The sequence below is a fragment of the Bacteroides sp. DH3716P genome (genome assembly GCF_025914115.1).
Lineage (GTDB): Bacteria > Bacteroidota > Bacteroidia > Bacteroidales > Bacteroidaceae > Bacteroides > Bacteroides ovatus.
Window position 1 is genome coordinate 2,041,074 of the sequence record NZ_CP083673.1, and the last position, 20,178, is coordinate 2,061,251.

Here is a 20,178-nt window from a genome sequence, read left to right on the forward strand (position 1 = left end):
ATATCTATCTTTGCACCGCGTTAGAGAAACGCAAACATGGTGGATGTAGTTCAGTTGGTTAGAGCGTCAGATTGTGGTTCTGAATGTCGCCGGTTCGAGTCCGGTCTTCCACCCAACAAAAACCCTTGTAAGTTAAATACTTATGAGGGTTTTCTGCTTTCAGGAAATAGGCATCTTAGAGAGCAAATCATGCTAAATCCTACCTAATATTCCTTGTTGTTGGTCTATTGTTGACCCCCAATTAAGTAAGTTAAAATGCTAACAAATAATACATAAATCTTTCCGTTTAACCCATAAACCAAATATATTCTCTATATTTGTGTAGCATTTGCATTAAAAGAACATAGTATATCATGGAAAATGAAAAGAAATTAACCCGCTCTTCCAATCGAATGATTGCAGGTGTATGTGCCGGAATAGCCGAATATTTCGGATGGGATGCTACTTTATTGAGAATAGTATATATATTGGCTACATTCTTCACTGCTTTCGCCGGAGTGATTATATATATTATCTTGTGGATTGTCATGCCGGGAAGAAAACCTTCAGACGGATATGAAGACCGCATGAATCAACGCCTACATTGATATGAAAATCAAGAATATCGACCATATCGTCATACCGGTGTCCGATATAGATAAAAGCCTACATTTCTACACAGAAGTCCTGGGAATGGAAGCCGATACAAGCAACCAACGCTTTGCCGTCAAGTTCGGTAATCAGAAAATCAATCTTCACGTAGGAAAAGCACAGTTCCTTCCTACTGCCAAGCATCCTGCTTTCGGAAGTGCGGACATCTGTTTACTTACAGAAGGAAACATAGAGGAAATAAAAGTCGAAGTAGAATCCAAAGGAATAGAAATAGAAGTCGGTATAGTCCAGCGTCAAGGTGCGCAGGGTGCCATCCGGAGTATTTATTTCAGAGATCCGGATGGTAATCTGATAGAAGTAAGTACATTAATATAATTCCAGCCCGAACTCATCTTTCAGTTGCATCAATGCCTGATTCTTTTGAGCCATCATCTGGAATTTCTCGACACGTCCCACAGGACGTACTGTTTCTGTTGCCTCACTTACCCGCACTGTCATCATCACTTTACTGTTCTTCAGTCTGCCGCGAAGATAATCCTGCAATTCGGGAATCAAAGCTGTAAAATCCTTTGCAGCAAACTCATTATCAACCACCACTTCAAAAGTAGTTGAGTTGTTAAGCAACGCCGGACGGAGCATCTGCATACGTTTTGCAAGAGCATCCTGTTCTTTCGGCAACTGGCCGGCATACTCCTGCCAATAATAATTCAAATCCCGGTCATTGAACATAAAATCCTCTTCCGGTTGTTGCACCTTAGGAACATAAGTTGTAGCCGCATTCTGCGATACTTGGTCACGCTGCGGATTCTTGATAGATACCCCCAAGCTGGACATCTTCATCACGGGAATTTTTCGTTCTTCCTTGGCAGTCTGAGCAACTCCCGCTCCTTGTGACGGAGCAGACGAAGCCGCACCAGGAGAAGCCGGTGCTCCCGGTTGCACAGCCGCAGAAGCCTGCGGATGCTGGGCAGTAGTGCCATTAGCAGCCTGTGTTGTAACTGAAGACGGAGACGAATGAACTGGAGCCTGCTGAACCTGAGTGCCAGAAGCTACCTGCGGCTGCTGTGCTGCGGCAGGCTGAGTGAATACGGGTTTTATAGTCTTCTTAGGGCCACGCCCACCACTCACGTCATCCCCCTCGGTGGTAAGCTGTGCAACCTGTATCAAGGTCAGTTCTACCAGCAAACGCTTATTTTTGCTGATGCGGTAATTCAAATCGCACTCATTACACAGCTTCATAGCCCGGTACAAGAAAGGTAACGGACATTTCTGCGCCTGTTCCTGATAACGTTGGCGTATGCTCGCTCCCACTTCCAGTAAAGGCAATGTCACCGGGTCTTTCCCGACCAACAAGTCACGGAAATGAGACGACAATCCGGTAATAAAGTGACTTCCGTCAAAACCTTTATTCAATATATCATTGAAAAGCAACAATGCGTCGCTCACCTTGTTTTCGAGGAAGCAATCCGTCAGACGGAAATAATATTCATAATCAAGTACGTTCAGATTATCAATCACACTCTTATAGGTGATATTTCCTCCGGTGAAACTAACCACCTGATCGAAGATAGACAATGCATCACGCATACCACCGTCCGCCTTCATGGCTATCACGTTCAGCGCTTCCGGCTCTGCCGTGATTCCTTCTTTCGAAGCAACATACGACAGATGATTCACCGTATCTTCCACGCTTATCCGGTTAAAGTCATAAATCTGACAACGTGAAAGAATGGTAGGAATAATCTTATGCTTCTCCGTCGTAGCCAGAATAAAAATCGCATGACGGGGAGGTTCTTCCAGCGTTTTCAGGAACGCATTGAAAGCAGATGCCGAGAGCATGTGCACCTCGTCGATGATATATACCTTATACTTACCAATCTGTGGCGGGATACGCACTTGCTCCACCAACTGGCGAATGTCATCCACCGAATTATTAGAAGCAGCATCGAGTTCGTGAATATTATATGACCGCTGTTCGTTGAAAGCTACACATGACTCACACTGATTGCAAGCCTCTCCGTCAGCGGTAGGCGTCATACAATTAATGGTTTTGGCAAAGATACGCGCGCAAGTCGTTTTTCCTACCCCGCGCGGTCCGCAAAACAAATAAGCATGAGCCAGTTTTTGGGTAGCAATTGCATTTTTCAGCGTAGTAGTCAACGCCCGCTGTCCCACCACCGATTCGAACGTGGACGGACGGTATTTACGGGCTGAAACAATATAGTTTTCCATATCCGGGATTCTCTCTGTTTTTGAAATTTCGCTTATTCTGCAAATGTACACAAAAAAAGTGATAAGTAATAAGGGATAAAGAGAGAAGTTTTGAAGCCGAAGCGATAAGTTTTTAAGTTATTAGTTTTATCTTTGCAGATATTAAAAGGAGAAATTATGGGTAAACTAATCAGTATCTGGAGTTTCATATGCAGACGCAAGTACCTCATTACGGTCGTTGCATTTGCTGTTATCATTGGCTTTCTGGACGAGAACAGCCTGGTTCGTCGTTTCGGATATGAACGGGAAATCAGCCAGTTGAAAGAAGAGATAGAAAAGTACCGGGCAGATTACGAAGAGAACACCAAACGTCTCAACGAAATAAGTACCAATCCGGACGCCATCGAACAGATCGCCCGTGAAAAGTATCTGATGAAGAAACCCAACGAAGATATTTACGTTTTTGAAGATTAAAGAATGAAACAATTAGTACCCGCCCTTTTCACCGCAGGCGCCATAATGGCTCTCACCGGAGCAGCTGTGTTTATTACCGGATGGATATACGCTCCTTACATATATACTGTTGGAGCCGGATGTATCGCATTGGCACAAGTGAACACACCCGTCAAAGGAAAGAGCAAAACATTGAAACGCCTGCGTATTCAGCAGATATTCGGCGCACTGGCACTTATCCTGACCGGAGCCTTTATGTTTACCACACGAGGCAATGAATGGATTGCCTGCCTCACAGTTGCTGCCATCCTCGAACTTTACACCGCTTTCCGTATTCCACAGGAAGAAGAAAAAGAAAGGTCATAAAAAAAGCCCGTTCATAGCTTTTCAGTCTTGAACAGGCATCACTTTTTTTAATTCGATAATGTTCCGTCCTTTTATAAAGAACGGAACAGTTTTATATCATTTATTTCTTCACTGGTGAATATCTTGCATTCAACCCGTCAACAATTTCTTTTGTAATATTGAAAGTGCTGTCAGCATAAAGCAGGTTATCGAAACCAGTGTTGCTGAAGATCAGGCTATATCCGTGAGTCTTATTATATTCTTTCAGGAAAGCGTTGATAGAATCGCGGAACTGCAAGCTATTCTTGTTGTTCTCTTCCATCAAACCATTCTGAAGTTTGTTGCTCAACTCTTGCAAATCTTGTTCCAACTTCACCAGACGGTTGTACTCTTGCTGCGCTCTATCTTGTGACAGGAAAGCATTGTTTTCAACTTTCTTCTGAAAATCTTGCTTTTCCTTGTTCAAAGAGGTAGCCTTCTGATTCAATGTCATACGAACGTTTTCGCTCTTCTTTACCATCGCCTCATTCAAGTCAATACAGAAATTGTATTTGGCAAGCAGCGTATCTATTTCAACATAGGCAATTTTCATTCCTGACAGTTCGGCATTAGCCTGAGCCGGAGCATTGGTAGTTTGATTGTCAGTTTTGCCAGCACATTGTGAAAATAAAACGATAAACGCAAGAGCAGCCAAACCGTTCATGAGGTAGTTCATTCTATTCATAATTAATAAGTATTGTTTTTAATAAATTTAATTCATACTATCGTTCAAGGCTTTTTCCAACTCGTTAATAGAAAAACGCGGCTTCTTTTGTGCTTCGCGATCTTGCGACTGTGCGCATCCGATTCCTTTCTGACGCAACGCTTTATTCCCACTCACGTGACCATTCGGGAACTTCCCACCCTTCGTAAAGAATACTTTCACCCCTAATAATACCAGGGAAATAGCAACTATTAACAAAGTTATCAGTATAGTCTCAACCATTTCTATTAATTTTGTGAGTGCAAAGATAGGCTTTAATGAGATATGAGTTCAGATAAGTCAATCAAATTAACCATATTTAGCAATAGAAGAAGCGAAAACAACCCTTCTATTCCTATTATAAAATAGAAACAGCATGGAAAAAAAAGACTTAAAGCCGGCTGGCGTATTCAAGTATTTCGAAGAAATCTGCCAAGTGCCACGCCCTTCGAAGAAGGAAGAGAAAATGATTGCCTACCTGAAGGCATTCGGAGCAAAACATAATCTCGAAACCAAGGTGGACGAAGCCGGTAATGTATTGATTAAAAAGCCCACTACTCCGGGAAAAGAAAATCTTCAAACCGTCGTTCTGCAATCGCATATCGACATGGTGTGCGAAAAGAATAACGATGTTCAACATGACTTCCTCACCGATCCCATCGAAACTGAAATTGACGGTGAATGGCTGAAAGCCAAAGGCACAACCCTCGGAGCCGACAACGGTATCGGTGTAGCTACCGAGCTGGCTATCCTGGCTGACGACAGCATTGAACATGGTCCGTTGGAATGTCTGTTTACTGTAGACGAAGAAACGGGGCTTACCGGAGCTTTTGCCCTACAAGAAGGTTTTATGAGCGGTGACATCCTTCTGAACCTTGATTCGGAAGATGAAGGAGAAATCTTTATCGGATGTGCCGGAGGTATTGACTCCGTTGCAGAATTTACGTATAAAGAGGTAGAAGTTCCCGCCGGATATTTCTTCTTCAAGGTGGAAGTGAAAGGTTTGAAAGGCGGTCACTCCGGTGGTGACATTCATTTGGGACGGGGCAATGCCAACAAAATACTGAACCGTTTTCTTTCACGCATGGCTGGCAGACATGATCTGTACCTTTGTGAAATCAACGGAGGTAATCTGCGTAACGCTATTCCCCGCGAGGCTTATGCAATTTGTGCAGTTCCCGAAGATGCCAAGCATGATGTCCGCACCGAACTGAATATTTTCACCAGCGAAATGGAAGACGAATTATCTGTTGTAGAACCTGACTTAAAGTTGGTACTCGAATCGGAAGCTCCCCGTAAGATAGCTATCGACCAGGATACCACTACCCGCTTATTAAAAGCTCTGTATGCAGCTCCTCACGGTGTATATGCTATGAGCCAGGATATTCCCGGACTGGTGGAAACGTCTACCAATCTGGCATCTGTCAAGATGAAACCGAATCATATCATCCGTATTGAAACCAGTCAGCGAAGCTCGATACTATCCGCACGCAACGATATGGCGAACACGGTTAGGGCCGTATTCCAACTGGCAGGAGCTAATGTTACGTTCGGTGAAGGTTATCCGGGATGGAAACCGAATCCGCACTCGGCTATCCTCGAAGTGGCAGTTGAATCTTACAAGCGTCTATTTGGTGTAGATGCGAAAGTTAAAGCCATCCATGCAGGATTGGAATGTGGTCTGTTCCTTGATAAATATCCAACGCTGGATATGATCTCTTTCGGACCGACACTGACAGGTGTTCATTCTCCTGACGAACGAATGCTTATTCCTACTGTAGAAAAGTTCTGGAAACACCTGTTGGACATCCTGGCACATGTACCTGCCAAGAAGTAGCGGGCAAATAAGTCAACATAAAGAAGAGTATGGTAACAGTCAAAAAAGAATAGCTGTTATCGTACTCTTTTTTACTATGATTTTATCAGGTGTAAGTTTCCTCGCTCCTTCCAATATCATTGCACAAGAGGTTCACAGCAGACAAGCCTCCTCTCAACAAGAAAGAATCTCTTTCCGTGTTGTAAGTTGGAACATAGAAAACCTGTTCGACACACACCACGACAGTCTGAAGAACGATCATGAATATCTTCCCGATGCGATACGTCATTGGAATTATAGCAGATATAAGAAAAAACTGGCTGATGTTGCCCGTGTAATTACTGCTATTGGCGAATGGAATCCTCCCGCATTAGTTGGATTATGTGAAGTAGAAAATGATACAGTGCTTCGTGACCTTACCCGTCGTTCTCCTTTAAAAGAGCTCAGCTATCGTTATGTAATGACCAACTCCCCTGATTTAAGAGGAATTGACGTAGCCTTGCTTTATCAACGGGATCTATTCAAACTATTATCTTCCCGTTCCATCTCCATTCCTCCGTTTAAGCAGCACCGTCCGACAAGAGATTTGCTACACGTCAGCGGGCTTCTACTGGCGGGAGATACACTCGACGTATTTGTCTGCCACTTCCCCAGCCGTTCGGGTGGAGCCAAAGAATCGGAACCTTATCGTTTATATGTAGCTCACATACTGCGTACGGAAGTCGATAGCATTATGAATATTCGTTCTCATCCGCAAGCCATTATCATGGGGGATTTCAACGATTACCCGACGAATCAGTCCATTCTGAAAATACTGAAAGCCGAAGCGCCTCCTGTTAAAACCAATGACCTAGCTTCAACAACCGACTCCGCCAACGCCTCAACAGTTACCCCCTCCTCACTAAAACTATATCATCTACTTGCCCGAAAAGCAAAATCAAAAAACTTCGGTTCTTACAAATTTCGTGGTGAATGGGGATTACTCGACCACTTGATTGTATCAGGCACGCTATTAAATCAATCAAATCACTTTTTCACTAGCGAAGAAAAAGCAAATGTATGCCTTCTCCCTTTTTTACTGAAAGACGACGAAAAATATGGTGACAAAGAACCTTTCCGCACTTATAAGGGAATGAAATATCAAGGAGGCATCAGTGACCATCTTCCTATCTACACAGACTTTGAATTGATTGTATATTAATTATGGCAAACGATAGTAGCCAATATTATCAGGTTATTACAAATAAAGATAGTCAACCATTATCAGAGAAGTACAAACGCCGCTACAGCATACTCTGACAAGAGACTATTCTCACTACGATGAGAAAAAATACTCATCGCCATGAGAAAAATTTCTCATTATAATGAGAATCTTTTCTCATCGTAGTGAGAATACTTGAGAAATATAACGCCTCATCATAGCTTCATAAATTAAATTATCAAACAAGAGTTCCGAACTTCTATTTCTCCATGTCCTCTATGATGCAAATGATGAATTAGTCCGAATACTGATAAACCTTCAAATCGAACTTCGGAACCATTGCCAGCAAATGGTCGAAGATATCCGACTGAATACGCTCGTATTCTTTCCAGACCTTATTGCGGGAGAAGAAATAAACCTGAATAGGTACTCCGTACATCGTAGCTTCTTTCTGACTGATAATCAAATCCAACTCCTGATTGACCACAGGCAGACTACACAAATAGCGTTCAATATATACCCTGTACACTTGAGAATTGGTAGGAACGACTCCTTCTTCCGGCTGATAATCCGCCATTAATGGAATTTCTTTCCGGTAACGGTCCAACATTTCCGGAGTACAGAATTGAAGTGTAGTCAAATCCAAAGTTATACTCTTCATCACCCGTCGTCCTCCCGACTGTGTCATTCCCCGCCAATTCTGAAAAGGACTGCTCACTAATGTATAAGGAGGAATAGTGGAAATGGTATTATCAAAATTCTGGATCTTGACTGTATTCAGCGTTATTTCCTGTACAATGCCATTTGCGTCACCGGAAGGAAGCGTCACCCAGTCCCCCGGACGAACCATATCGTTGGCAGAAAGCTGGATACCCGCCACAAAACCTAATATGGAATCTTTGAATACTAACATTAAAATAGCCGCTGAAGCGCCCAAGCCCGCAAACAAAGTAGCCGGAGACTTATTCACGATAATAGCAATGATTACAATCCCGCCAACAAAGAAAAGAAGCACCTGCAACACTTGGATAAAACCTTTCATCGGGCGGTCTTTCATCGACTCTCTTCCGTCATAGATATCCATTATCATCAACAGAATCCCATTTATAGCCAATAGTAAAGAGAAAATAATATAAATGACGCACGCCTTCTGGGAAATCAGCAACAGCTCTTTTCCACGGATAAAAGCCATCGGCAACAACGAATAAACCAGAAAAGCCGGGATGGTATGAATCAAATTATGAAATACCCTACGCTTCATCAACAATGTATTCCATTGATGAGGTTTACGTCTCGTATACTGTTTCATACCTCCAATAAGAATTGCCTGGCAAAGATAATTCAAAACGATAGCAACCACTATCATCAGTAAAGCCATAATAGTCTCATCAAAACGATCGGCAACTGCCGGATCTATTCCCCAATTAATGAGGGTTTTATTCATCCATTTTCCTAAATCTACTACTAACATAACTTCTGTCTTTTTTTTATAAATAACAGTAAAATATTCATTTGGTTTAGAAAAAAAGAGACTAGTATCCGATTTATCAAGAATCAAGACACCGGTCTCCACTGCTACTCTCTAAGCATATCATTTTTCGATGAGGGCTCCATCAGGGAATCACCATCACCCCTATTTCATTCATATTTACTTTAGCAACGGTAGCATCAGGTGTAGTGGCCTCCAGTTTAATGAAACGTGCCTGTACTTTCTGACTGAAAGCAACCGTCTGTGGCAACGGATTATGCATAATATTGCTGAACTCTCCACTGGCAGGCACTTCTTTCCAGCTCTTACCATCCATGCTTACAAAGAATTGATAACGGAATGCCATCGTCGGCTTTGCCTCCGCTTTTGAAGGCGCGTACGTGAAACTGCTCAATGTTACCGTCTTCCCCAAATCAATCGTTAATGGAGAAGCAGCAACCTGTTTCCATCCGGAACGCGGCAAATTATTCCAGTCTTCTTTCGTTGTTTCTTCCTGCAAAGGTTCTGCATAATAAGCGGCAACCTGACTAACGTAAGCAGTCAACCGGCACTCGTCTATTCTCACCCGGAGCTTATTGGCATTAACTGCCGGAAAGCGCAACATACGTTTATATCCTATCGTCGTACCTTTTCCTACTTCTTTCCAGCCATTATCCATCAAGGCTTCCACAGTAAAAGCCTCTACCCTCTGCCCTTTCGTTATATCTTCCTGCAACATGACCAGATTGATTTCCGATTTGGACTTCAATGCATAGACAGCCTCACCGCCCGAAGTAGTGCTCCAGTATTTTCTTCCGTTTTTCACCCGGTTGTCAGCAAACGTTTGTTGCCGATAATCAGCAAACTCTTTCAACCGCTTGATATCAGCTTCATGAATCAGTCCCCTCCGGTCAGGTGGAATATTCAACAGGAGCACTGAATTATATCCTACCGACTGGAAATAAATATCTGATAAATGCTTCAAAGATTTCACTTTACCATCTTCCTCCGCATGATAGAACCATCCCGGACGGATAGATACGTCGACTTCCGAAGGATACCAGAATAATTCCGTAGCTTTCTCCAATATCTTACGACTTCCCAAATCCTCTGCTTTACTGAAAACACCCAAACGTTTGTTGTTCTCTTGTGAACGGGCATATATACCGGGAGTCAACACAGTTGCGTTCCATTCCGTTTCACGGCCTACTCCTTTCTCGTTTCCGACCCAGCGGACATCATCCCCCATAATTGCCATCACAGCTTTGGGTTGGAGGCGTTGGATGGTTTGGTAAAAAGCGTCCCAGTCATACACTTGCTTCTTTCCGTTCGGACCTTCTCCATTCGCCCCGTCGAACCAGACTTCATGTACTTCACCATAATTGGTGAGCAATTCCGTCAATTGCCGAATAAAAAAATCATTGTAACGGGGAGAGTCTCCATAACATTCCGCATTCCGGTCCCAGGGAGAAAGATATACTCCAAACTTCATATCATATTTGTCACAGGCAGCACGAAGTTCTTTCACTACATCGCCTTGTCCGTTTTTCCAGGGAGAAGAGGCCACGGAATGTTTGGTAGTAGCCGTTGGCCAAAGGCAGAAACCGTCGTGATGTTTTGCAGTCAGAAGCACCATTTTAAAGCCGGCTTCCTTGAGGGTACGTACCCATTGTTCAGCATCCAGTTCCGAAGGATTAAAGAGCGCGGGATCTTCTTTCCCGTCCCCCCATTCACGTCCTGTAAAGGTGTTGATACCAAAATGAAGGAAAGCTGTTAATTCCATTTGTTGCCAAGCGTATTGCTGTGGAGTAGGTACCAGCCGCGCTGCCATATCAACCTTCTGTTCGATAGTTGCACTTTGAGGAAATTCAACATGCTTCACATAGTAATTTTCTTTTTTCTGCGCCTGCGCTCCACTCATGAGAGTAACAGACAATAAAAGAGAGGTTAGTAGTTTATTCATGGTCTATTAATTATTGCAATCGTACAAAGATAAAATAAAGGTGCAGATTTCACGATTCTCATGGAATATTTTCTTACGACATTCCATCCAATCAGTGTAACCCCCACCTTTATATATAATCTAAATAACCTATTGATTTAGTATCTATTTCACCGGATAAAGGGTAAATTCAAAACTCTGTTTCTTTAATGGAACCAAGTATTGCGGTAATACTCCGGGACCACAAGTAGCCGTTCCCACACCTGCCTGTTCAGCATCCAGATGCACTGTCAGCAATCCATCGCGTTCCAGTTCATTGATATGGCGGGCCTTCTCTAATAATACATCCGAGAAAGGAATGATACTAAACTGGAAAGCACGATCCGACTCAACAAAGATACCTTCGCCGGAAGTATCTGCCAACTTCACCCAACGTACATCGGTGCGGTTGCTTGTAGATTGCGGAGCAACATAATAGTGGAACATCCGTTCCGGTGTGGTCTGATATACACCGATTTTACCGGACTGATTGCGGTCAATATAGGTTTCATTATCTCCACGTCCCAAGTAAGAAACCTGATCGTAGGCGTTCGACACACGGAACGTCAATCCCAAGCGTGCCATTGATTTCACGATGGTCGTGTCGGGTTGGAAAGTTGTATGTACTTTCAGTGCACCGTTTCTATCCAGTGAATAAACAAAGTCAGCAATTCCTACCCTTTGCGTTTTTGCATTTAGAATTTCTACACGGGCAGTGGTCGAAGTCTTACTTTCCTTCAATGACACTACTTTCTGGGTCAGACAATCCAATCCCGCATCACGCCACAAGCGTGCGCCGTTCTTATCCCGGTTGTCATTATCCGTTGCCGGGCGGTAAAGGCTCAATGTCAGCGGAGTAGCCAATAATTCTTTGCCGTTCAAGTTCAATGAAGTCAGCGCGCCTGTTTGCTTATCAACGGTGAAAGTCGTTTCACCTGCTTTTTGCGGACGGTAGCCTGTGTAGTTCTTATTACCGGCAAATACAAACTGGTCGTATGCCACCTCCCAATCCTTATCTATCATTGAAGAAGCTTCACGACGGGTCCAGCTGATATTCAAATAAGCCTCACGGACTGTATTCGGAAGTTTTACAGCCCCCAAAGTAACATCAACAGTAGCGTGTGGTGCACAATCAACCGTTTTTGTACCTTCCGCCAAAATCTTGCCATTATCTGCCGTCACATTCCAGTTCAGTACATACTCATTCAAGTTAGAGAAATCATACCAGTTCTTGACACGGATAGTCAGATTCTTCTGATTCGCCAGCGTTACTTTTATGTTCTGATATACTTTCTTTACTTCGAGCAAATGCGGGTGCGGTTCACGGTTGGCGCCCACCAAACCGTTACAGCAGAAGTTTCCGAAACTTGGAATTCCTTCCGGTCCGTAATCACCGCCATACGTCCAGTACCATTTACCATTCTTGTCTATTTCGCGGAATGACTGATCCACCCAGTCCCAAACGCAGCCACCTTGTGCCATCGGATTGTTTTCAAATACGTCCCAGTATTCTTTCAGTCCGCCGCAACTGTTGCCCATCGCATGAAGATATTCACAAAGAATGAAAGGGCGGTAGATGTCTTTCTCTTTTACGTATGCTTTGATATCGTCTACACTGCGGTACATACGACAGTAAATATCCGTATTATAGTTCAATTCGGCACGTTCATACTGTACAGGGCGAGTTTTCTCTACCGATTTCAGCCAGTCATAAGTACGTTCGAAGTTAATTCCGTTTCCTGCTTCATTTCCCAATGACCAGATAACGATAGCCGGGTGATTCTTAGAACGTTCATACATCCGGTGAGTGCGATCCATGTGTGCAGTCAGCCAGGTACTATCCTTGGCTAGGGAAGCAGGACCATATCCCATTCCGTGAGATTCGATGTTTGCCTCATCAATCATGTACAAACCGTAACGGTCGCAAAGTTGATACCAGTAAGGATGTGTAGGATAATGCGAGTTACGCACCATGTTGATATTGTGCTGCTTCATCAGTTTGATGTCCAGTTCCATCAGCTCCTTGCTCACGGTACGTCCCAGTTGAGAATGCTCGTGTCGGTTGGTTCCCTTCACCAATACCGGAACGCCGTTGATGCAGAAACGTCCGTCTTTGATTTCCGAGGTACGGAAGCCGACTTCACAACCAGTCAGTTCGGTTACCTTGCCTTGTTCATCCTTCAGTTCGAGTATTAATGTGTAAAGATGAGGATGCTCTGCACTCCAAGCCTTTACATCGGGAATATTCTTTTCATCAAACGTGATAAAATTGCTCAATCCGCGGGATTTTATCCGGATAGCATCCTGCAGGACAGTTTTGCCATCGGCGTCTTTCAGGGTATAAGCAATAGAAGTAGCTCCAGATATAGCAGAATGTCCCTCTACGGTCACTTCAAGTCCGAAAATACCATCTTTGTATTTCTCTTTTTCTAAAGAAGCATTCAGTTTATAATCCGCAATGTACTGTTTGGGAGTACTGTAAAGATACACGTCACGTTCGATACCACTCAAACGCCACATATCCTGACATTCCAGATAAGCACCCGAACTCCAGCGATACACTTCCAAAGCAACCACATTTTCGCCTTCATTGAGGACATCTGTAATATCCCATTCGGCAGCCGTCTTTGATCCCTGATTATAGCCAAGTAATTTTCCATTCACCCATACATAATAGAAAGAAATGACTCCTTCACAACACAGTACTACCCTGCGTCCTTTCCAGTCGGCAGGCACTTTGAAGGTACGTCGGTAGGAGCCGACTTCATTCTCTGCATAAGGCACCAGCGGCGGATTCTTCTTGAAGTTGAACATTTTATCATCAAACTCATACGTTTCGTTGACATAGATAGCCGTGCCATACCCCTGGCGTTCCCAGTTACCGGGCACATTGATATCCGCCCATCCTCCTGTATAATAAGAAGGTTGGTAAAAGTCCTTCGGACGATTATCGGGATTCTTCACCCAATGGAATTTCCACTTTCCATTGAGACTCATATAAAAAGGAGACTGTTCATACCCTCCCGGCTTTTCAATGTCGGAAGCGTTGGCGTAAGGCCATACGTATGTGTGAGGAGCGAGTTTGTTCAGTCCCACCGCATACTGGCTTTGCCATTCGGGCAACGGTTGTTGTTGCGCTAAAGTGAAAGTAGCAGTCAGTCCTGACAATAGAACTAAAAGAGTTCGTTTCTTTAAGCTAATATTCATAAGCATGTCATCATAATTGGTTTATATAATAAATTAGGCACAGATTAAGCTGATTGACGCTATTATTTTATATACTCATCATTCTAAAAACCGTGAAATTCGTGTAATCCGTCTCTAATAATATAAGATTATTCTGCAAGAACACTTAATTGCTGTTTTTAACTATTTGATTACTATTCTATAATCACTTCATCAAAATAGACTCTCGCTTCCTGACCGGGACGGACATGCTCGTCGGGACATATCCCCGCACCTTCCGCCGTCACTCGGACATAACGGGCAGATACTCCGCCCATATCTATCGAATAGTCATTTCTAAAAGTTCCTTCCAGATAGATTTCTTCCGGAGAGAAGTTCAATTCTCCCATAGTATGGTAGGTTCGATTGTCATCGGAAACTTCTACGCGAATCATCTTCGGTTTATGTGCTCCCATTCCATAATTCGTAATGCAACCGATGGCAAATTTATTCAAAATCTCCCGCCCCTGCAAATCTATCGTGAAAGATATAGAATCATTTTGATTCCAGTTACACCATTCAAAATCAGTATATTTCAGGCTTCCCCGCAATCCGTTGACTAACAACATTTCGTTCTTCTTATTGCCAAGCAAAGGTTTTGCCGTAGCTTTGTTCCATGTGAGTTGCAAGTCTAAAGTTTCTCCCATTTGCTTGCCGTTCATAAAGGTAGCGGCTTTCACCATTTGTGTCTTCGTCACACGGATAGGTCCGTCGTAACGATGAGAAGACATTGCCGGATTACTTCCGTTCAGTGTATAATGAATCTCTACATCCGGGCGGATACATTCCAAATTCACTTCCAAATGTCCGTCCACTGATGTCACCGTCTGTTGTATGTTATACATTGAACGGGCATAGACAATTCCTTTTTCCGCAATATGCGCGTTGTATGCGTCCATCCGCTTCAAGAATCCAGACCAGTCCTTCGTTCCTGCGGGCGTCCATGCCACTTCTGCTAAAGCGGCCAGGCGGGGAAACAAAAGATAATCCACATCTTCGGGTTTATTACAGAACTCTGTCCACATACAAGCCTGTACTCCCATTAACAAAGACTCATATTCCGGTTTCCAATCCTTCTGTACAGGTTCGTAATCGAAAACATCTTTCAGGGTATTGTTGCCAAAATAGGTTACCGGTTCAAACCATTGCGGTCCCTGATAACGAATCAAGTATAAGACACGCGCCGGAGTCATGATAAAACGATGTCCCTTTTCGGCAGCTTTCAGAGCAGCCGTACCCATTCCCTGCCAGCCTAGGATAATAGATTCTTCAGGAAGAAAAGAGCTGTTTGTCAACTCATCCCAGCCAATCACTTCACGACCTTTCTTACGCAGATAATCACTGATACGTTTCATGAAGTAACCCTGCAAATCTTCTTCATTGGCCAAACGCTGTTTTTTCATCCGTTTTTGGCAAAGCGGGCATTTCTCCCAGTTTGTCTTTCGCGCCTCATCTCCACCAACATGAATATAGCGAGAAGGGAAAAGCTCTAGAATTTCGTCAAAAACATCTTGCAAGAATGTAAATACGCTATCATTTCCCGCACAGTAGATAATCTCGGAATTTCGTCCTCCCAGTCCGGGAAGTACACCGACAAAGTCTTTCACAACCGGACAGGCAAGCTGGGGATAAGCAGCCAGAGCAGAGTTACTGTGTGCCGGTACATCTATTTCGGGAATGACTTCTATCTGTCTGTCGGCTGCATAAGCTACAATTTCCCGGATGTCCTCCTGCGTGTAGAAACCGCCTATCGGAGTAGGTTCTCCCCGTTCCGGGTTACGACGTGAGTGGAAAGGCACATCTGTACGGTCTACTCTCCACGCTCCTATTTCCGTCAAACGGGGGTATTTCTTTATTTCAATCCGCCAGCCGTTATCGTCTGTCAGATGAAAATGAAGTTTGTTTATTTTCAGCATCGCCATACAGTCAATGATTCGCAGTACATTCTTTTTAGGGATAAAACAACGTACCGGATCCAACAGTAATCCGCGGAAACCGAAACGGGGTTCATCCTGAACCGTCATTGCCGGAACTCTCCAATCGACATTCCGGACCGGTTGTTCCGATTCTATGGCAGCCGGCAGAAGTTGGCGGATAGATTGCAGGGCATAGAAAAAGCCTTTTGTATCCGAAGCTTTAATGAGTATCTGTTCCGGCGTAATCTCCAGTAAGTAGGCTTCACTTTTTAAAGAAGAATCCGTCACAAAACGGACTTGTCCCTCTTCACGCCCGACATTCAAAGCAGGAGTTATTCCGGCAGCACGAGTAAACAAGTCAATAAAATTGCGAGCAATCACGGCTTGTTCCTGACTTTCTACCGCAAACACCGTTTGGGCTGAAAAGGTGAAGTTGCCACGGCCCGGCACAATCTGTGTCGGGCGTGGTACTATTGAAATTAAAGGGGATGTTAAGTTATCAGCCTGCAAAAACGCTGTCAGTGGCGAAAGCAGTATGAGAATGATTAAGATGTATTTTTTCATGGCGTATGTACATTGGTATTATTCCTTGTCTCTCTCCGGTGAGAAGCGGACAGGATCATTGTATTGCTCCTGAAGTTTCAGCATTTCTTCTTTTAGTTCTTTCACTACCGGTTCATATTCAGGTTGTCCGTAGAGGTTGTGCATTTCCGACGGGTCTGCCTGCAGGTCGTAGAGTTCCCACCAGTTAATGTCATTATAGAAATGAACCAGTTTATAGCGTTCCGTACGTACACCATAATGACGTTTCACCATGTGTTCAGCGGGATATTCGTAGAAATGATAGTAGAGAGCCTTCCGCCAATCTTTCGGATGTTCGCCTTTCAGCAAGGGGACGAGGGATACACCTTGTATGTCTGAAGGAATCTCTGCTCCTGCCAATTCGAGGAAGGTAGGTGCATAATCGATGTTCTGAACCATTTCGGTGATGTCGCCCCTATGGTCGAATCCTTTCGGCAGACGCATGATGAGTGGTGTACGCATGGATTCTTCGTACATGAAACGTTTGTCGAACCAACCGTGTTCGCCCATGTAGAATCCTTGGTCGGAAGTATAGACAACAAGTGTGTTATCCAGTAATCCTTTCTCTTTCAGGTAGTCGAGTACACGACCAACATTGTCGTCCAGCGACTTCACCGTCTTCATATAATCGCGCATATAACGCTGAAATTTCCAGTTGGCTAGTTCCTTGCCTTGCAGGTTCTGTTTATAGAAGTCGTCTATTATTGGGGTGTAGAATTTGTCCCATGCAGCACGTTGTGCTTCATCCATACGACCAATATATTTCTCATATAAGGATTTCAGACGGGTCTTTTTGTCGGGACGAAGCATTTTGAGGTCATAAATCATGTCCATGTCTTTCATAATACTCATCTCTTGTGCGGCAGCGGCAGGGCGTCCTTCGTAATCGTCAAAGAAATTGTCCGGTAGCGGGAAGGTTTTATCTTCGTACAAAGCCAGGTTGCAAGTATCTGCCAACCAATTACGGTGAATAGCCTTATGGTGAATCAAAAGACAGAAAGGTTTCTCCGGATTGCGTTTGTTTTCTATCCAGTCAATGGCATCGTCAGTGATAAGGTTCGTGATATATCCATGTTTTTGGATAGTGTCATTGTTCTGTGTGATGAAATCCGGATTGTAATAGTCGCCTTGTCCGGGGACAATCTGCCAGTAATCAAAACCGGAAGGCAAACTTTCAAGATGCCATTTACCTACCAGTGCTGTCTGATAACCGATTTTCTGCAACAGCTTCGGAAAAGTCTGTTGCGAACTGTCGAATACGCAAGTGGTATTATCATAGAATTTATTAGCACAACTATGTTTACCCGTTATCATGCAGGCACGACTGGGACCGCTTAATGAATTGGCTACAAAACTTTGAGTAAAGCGTACACCATCGGCAGCAATACGGTCGAGATTGGGTGTTTCCATGTAGCGTGTGTCATAACAGCTCATCATTTGAGCTGTGTGATCGTCTGTCATAATGTAGACGATATTCAAAGGTTTCTGTTCCACAGGCTTTTGCTTGTTTGAACAGGAAGCAAAGGAAGCTACAGCTGCTACTCCTGCTAAAGGAAAGAATAAGTTTGGTTGCAATTTTTCCATAAATACTAATTTGTATAAGATTGTGTCAGCAAAGATAGAGGACAGCCATCTATTTAACTTCCACAAATTACCATTTAATTTCCAATAATCTCCATTTCTGCATAATTGACTAATAAATAGCCGGAAGCATATCGCCTTCTAACGATAGCTTCCGGCATAAAATTCATTTCACACTATTGAAAGCTAATTGAAAGAGATAGCATTAATAAAATAACTGATTAGCCCAGACTTTTTCAGCATCAGTCTGTACATAATTCTTATTTGTATAGATACGAATCCAATCAATTTCCATTCGAGGCGTATTATCATCCGTTTCACAATTGGCAATACTTTTCAGTACATTATCCCAACCTTCAGGCGCTTTACCAGCAGCCCGTTCCGAGCTTTCAGCCAATCTCATAAAGAAGTAGAGACCGGCACTGCCACCAGCAGCAGTAGCAGGATCAGGATTAGCAGTAGCAGGAGTTCCAGCCTTGTCGAATGGCCACCTGTCAGGAGATTGTGTACGATTCACAGTCAGATTGGTTGCTCCATTAATTCCTAAATTGATTATATTTTCATCCACAAGTTCCACCCAATATATATTCCATTCATTCGCTTGAGGTATTGCTACACTCTTTGAACCTATCTCATTATCAACAGTTACAGCCTGAGTAATTACAGAACCTTGAGTGTTCTTGAGAATATCGATCTCATCTTTCGTGTTCGGAAGGGAATTTTTCTGATTTTTAAGTCCGATTGTCGGAACAAAACCAGTCCGTATTCCTCTCAAACGCGCCTTCACTTCAATTCTCATACCAGGAAAGAACCGAGTATGTTGTGGGGCAAAAATACCACCAAATTTAGAACATTGCAATGCGGCGACACCGTAATCCTTGGTAGCAGTCATGGCACCAGTCCCCTGAACATTTTTATCCACCCACATATTTAAAATACCTTCATTGGTTATATTTGTACATTTTGCATTATTCACAGCTTGTATTTTCTGTGACGGTGCATCATTAATATCAGAAAAGGCCCAAGAAATACGATGTCCGAAAGCATTAGGGGTATTATTTCCGCCACTAAAACTATTATTAATATAATGGAACTCTATCGCATTGCATAATACCCAATCTTTATCTTTCAAAGCTGAAGTGGGATGAGCGCTATTCTTATTCATAGCTATTTTATCTCCCGTAAACCAACTTTCAATTGCAGTTTTATTTTTATCAGACATAAACGGCCTATCCGGGAATTCATACACCTTCGTTATATCAAACAGATTAGGATCTCCCATAGATTCCAAATCAGTCATAGTTATAGTCAGAGTAGAATTTATCATCGGATTCGCTGGAGAATCACTCTCCAGATTCAATACCAGTTGCAAATCCCCTGTCATTTCAAAATCCTGTTTAATAGTCACAGCATCACTTTTTGCCGAAGTTCTTCCTGCAGGAATTGTTAATGTAGAAGGTAAATTTTCATACCTATCTCCTTCCCCTTCTTTCGGAGTAATTTTCATATTAAGAGGTACGGAACTTGGTTTTTCAATCTTTGCAACTAATACAAACTTACCACCTTCCATTACTACATTCTCCGCATTGTTCTCCAATGATGCCATTATCCGATAATAATCGGAAACCTTAATTACCTGACTGGAGCCTTCCATCTTATAACCACGGGCAAAAGCCGTAAAGTTTATAGCAGTACTACCCGTCAGTCCGGATGCCTTTATCGGAAAATCCACCTGAATCTGTTTCTCCCCCTTCGGAAAAGTAACGATTCCATTGAACTGTTCGAATACATTCGAAGCATCCTCCGTTCCGGCTTTCGCCGTAAAGTAAATATCAAAATCTTCATTTGCTACAACCTCCTTGCCATCAGCATCCGGTTCCACATTAATATTCACTTTCAAGTGTTCTCCCATCGCAAATGCGTTGTCATTGATGTTCATCGTTAATGGCACGATTTCCGGCAGAGGGCGGTATTTCGTTTCTTCCTCACACCCAGTCAACCCCATGGTCAACAAGCATATCGGAAATATTTTATATAATATGTTCTTCATATCTTTATCTATCTAA

The 20,178-nt window shown here is 43.2% G+C and carries 15 protein-coding genes and 1 tRNA gene; 7 read left to right on the forward strand and 9 right to left on the reverse strand.

The features are described from left to right. Positions 1 to 38: 38 nt before the first annotated feature. The 3 genes from KQP79_RS07365 (at position 39) to KQP79_RS07375 (ending at position 966) form a co-directional block, all read left to right on the forward strand. A tRNA-His gene (locus KQP79_RS07365) sits at positions 39 to 114 on the forward strand. A 239-nt stretch (positions 115 to 353) separates the two neighbouring features. Then, complete coding sequence (locus tag KQP79_RS07370; RefSeq protein ID WP_004300799.1) at positions 354 to 587, forward strand: PspC domain-containing protein; 234 nt, start codon at positions 354 to 356, stop codon at positions 585 to 587. Between the two features lies 1 nt (position 588). Then, positions 589 to 966: a VOC family protein gene (locus tag KQP79_RS07375; RefSeq protein ID WP_004311379.1), complete on the forward strand. Its 378-nt coding sequence runs from the start codon at positions 589 to 591 to the stop codon at positions 964 to 966. On the opposite strand, the gene KQP79_RS07380 is transcribed toward KQP79_RS07375, so the two are convergent. Continuing rightward, positions 958 to 2,823, reverse strand: a complete 1,866-nt coding sequence (locus KQP79_RS07380; RefSeq protein WP_138343142.1) for a DNA polymerase III subunit gamma/tau — start codon at positions 2,821 to 2,823, stop codon at positions 958 to 960. The genes KQP79_RS07375 and KQP79_RS07380 overlap by 9 nt on opposite strands. A 156-nt stretch (positions 2,824 to 2,979) precedes the next feature. Between KQP79_RS07380 and KQP79_RS07385 the strand changes: the two genes are divergently transcribed. Together KQP79_RS07385 and KQP79_RS07390 are read left to right on the forward strand one after the other, a co-directional pair. Next, positions 2,980 to 3,276 carry an FtsB family cell division protein gene (locus KQP79_RS07385; protein WP_004300802.1) on the forward strand — a complete coding sequence of 99 codons (297 nt, stop codon included), beginning with the start codon at positions 2,980 to 2,982 and terminating at the stop codon, positions 3,274 to 3,276. A gap of 3 nt (positions 3,277 to 3,279) precedes the next feature. Next, positions 3,280 to 3,621 (forward strand): hypothetical protein, encoded by a 342-nt coding sequence (locus tag KQP79_RS07390; RefSeq protein WP_008774759.1) that lies wholly within the window; start codon positions 3,280 to 3,282, stop codon positions 3,619 to 3,621. A gap of 100 nt (positions 3,622 to 3,721) precedes the next feature. Here the strand turns inward: KQP79_RS07390 and KQP79_RS07395 are convergent, their stop codons facing one another. Together KQP79_RS07395 and KQP79_RS07400 are read right to left on the reverse strand one after the other, a co-directional pair. Continuing rightward, on the reverse strand, positions 3,722 to 4,324 hold the full coding sequence (locus tag KQP79_RS07395; protein ID WP_004300804.1) for an OmpH family outer membrane protein: 603 nt from the start codon (positions 4,322 to 4,324) through the stop codon (positions 3,722 to 3,724). 27 nt (positions 4,325 to 4,351) lie between these two features. Beyond that, positions 4,352 to 4,585, reverse strand: a complete 234-nt coding sequence (locus KQP79_RS07400; RefSeq protein WP_004300805.1) for a hypothetical protein — start codon at positions 4,583 to 4,585, stop codon at positions 4,352 to 4,354. A 133-nt stretch (positions 4,586 to 4,718) separates the two neighbouring features. Here KQP79_RS07400 and KQP79_RS07405 point away from each other — a divergent pair, with 133 nt between their 5' ends. Further along, positions 4,719 to 6,179: an aminoacyl-histidine dipeptidase gene (locus tag KQP79_RS07405; RefSeq protein WP_138343141.1), complete on the forward strand. Its 1,461-nt coding sequence runs from the start codon at positions 4,719 to 4,721 to the stop codon at positions 6,177 to 6,179. Next, entirely contained in the window at positions 6,160 to 7,359 is a 1,200-nt protein-coding gene (locus tag KQP79_RS07410; protein WP_032849277.1) for an endonuclease, read from the forward strand. Before KQP79_RS07405 ends, KQP79_RS07410 begins: the two co-directional genes overlap by 20 nt. Positions 7,360 to 7,654: 295 nt before the next feature. Here the strand turns inward: KQP79_RS07410 and KQP79_RS07415 are convergent, their stop codons facing one another. From KQP79_RS07415 to KQP79_RS07440, 6 genes are all read right to left on the reverse strand, one after another. Next, complete coding sequence (locus KQP79_RS07415; RefSeq protein WP_004311434.1) at positions 7,655 to 8,830, reverse strand: mechanosensitive ion channel family protein; 1,176 nt, start codon at positions 8,828 to 8,830, stop codon at positions 7,655 to 7,657. Between the two features lie 142 nt (positions 8,831 to 8,972). Beyond that, entirely contained in the window at positions 8,973 to 10,790 is a 1,818-nt protein-coding gene (locus KQP79_RS07420; protein ID WP_115484002.1) for an alpha-L-fucosidase, read from the reverse strand. A 144-nt stretch (positions 10,791 to 10,934) separates the two neighbouring features. Further along, on the reverse strand, positions 10,935 to 14,021 hold the full coding sequence (locus tag KQP79_RS07425; RefSeq protein WP_004300810.1) for a glycoside hydrolase family 2 TIM barrel-domain containing protein: 3,087 nt from the start codon (positions 14,019 to 14,021) through the stop codon (positions 10,935 to 10,937). Between the two features lie 167 nt (positions 14,022 to 14,188). Further along, complete coding sequence (locus KQP79_RS07430) at positions 14,189 to 16,513, reverse strand: glycoside hydrolase family 20 protein (protein WP_004300811.1); 2,325 nt, start codon at positions 16,511 to 16,513, stop codon at positions 14,189 to 14,191. An 18-nt stretch (positions 16,514 to 16,531) separates the two neighbouring features. Further along, complete coding sequence (locus tag KQP79_RS07435; RefSeq protein WP_138343140.1) at positions 16,532 to 18,115, reverse strand: sulfatase; 1,584 nt, start codon at positions 18,113 to 18,115, stop codon at positions 16,532 to 16,534. Between the two features lie 202 nt (positions 18,116 to 18,317). Next, a complete protein-coding gene (locus tag KQP79_RS07440) occupies positions 18,318 to 20,162 on the reverse strand; it encodes a DUF5006 domain-containing protein (RefSeq protein WP_008774763.1) in 1,845 nt (614 codons plus the stop codon). Between the last annotated feature and the right edge of the window lie 16 nt (positions 20,163 to 20,178).

Bases quoted from the DNA above. Each gene is read 5' to 3' on its own strand.
- KQP79_RS07370 (WP_004300799.1), top strand. From the start codon at position 354: ATGGAAAATGAAAAGAAATTAACCCGCTCTTCCAATCGAATGATTGCA.
- KQP79_RS07375 (WP_004311379.1), top strand. From the start codon at position 589: ATGAAAATCAAGAATATCGACCATATCGTCATACCGGTGTCCGATATA.
- KQP79_RS07380 (WP_138343142.1), bottom strand. From the start codon at position 2,823: ATGGAAAACTATATTGTTTCAGCCCGTAAATACCGTCCGTCCACGTTC.
- KQP79_RS07385 (WP_004300802.1), top strand. From the start codon at position 2,980: ATGGGTAAACTAATCAGTATCTGGAGTTTCATATGCAGACGCAAGTAC.
- KQP79_RS07390 (WP_008774759.1), top strand. From the start codon at position 3,280: ATGAAACAATTAGTACCCGCCCTTTTCACCGCAGGCGCCATAATGGCT.
- KQP79_RS07395 (WP_004300804.1), bottom strand. From the start codon at position 4,324: ATGAATAGAATGAACTACCTCATGAACGGTTTGGCTGCTCTTGCGTTT.
- KQP79_RS07400 (WP_004300805.1), bottom strand. From the start codon at position 4,585: ATGGTTGAGACTATACTGATAACTTTGTTAATAGTTGCTATTTCCCTG.
- KQP79_RS07405 (WP_138343141.1), top strand. From the start codon at position 4,719: ATGGAAAAAAAAGACTTAAAGCCGGCTGGCGTATTCAAGTATTTCGAA.
- KQP79_RS07410 (WP_032849277.1), top strand. From the start codon at position 6,160: ATGTACCTGCCAAGAAGTAGCGGGCAAATAAGTCAACATAAAGAAGAG.
- KQP79_RS07415 (WP_004311434.1), bottom strand. From the start codon at position 8,830: ATGTTAGTAGTAGATTTAGGAAAATGGATGAATAAAACCCTCATTAAT.
- KQP79_RS07420 (WP_115484002.1), bottom strand. From the start codon at position 10,790: ATGAATAAACTACTAACCTCTCTTTTATTGTCTGTTACTCTCATGAGT.
- KQP79_RS07425 (WP_004300810.1), bottom strand. From the start codon at position 14,021: ATGCTTATGAATATTAGCTTAAAGAAACGAACTCTTTTAGTTCTATTG.
- KQP79_RS07430 (WP_004300811.1), bottom strand. From the start codon at position 16,513: ATGAAAAAATACATCTTAATCATTCTCATACTGCTTTCGCCACTGACA.
- KQP79_RS07435 (WP_138343140.1), bottom strand. From the start codon at position 18,115: ATGGAAAAATTGCAACCAAACTTATTCTTTCCTTTAGCAGGAGTAGCA.
- KQP79_RS07440 (WP_008774763.1), bottom strand. From the start codon at position 20,162: ATGAAGAACATATTATATAAAATATTTCCGATATGCTTGTTGACCATG.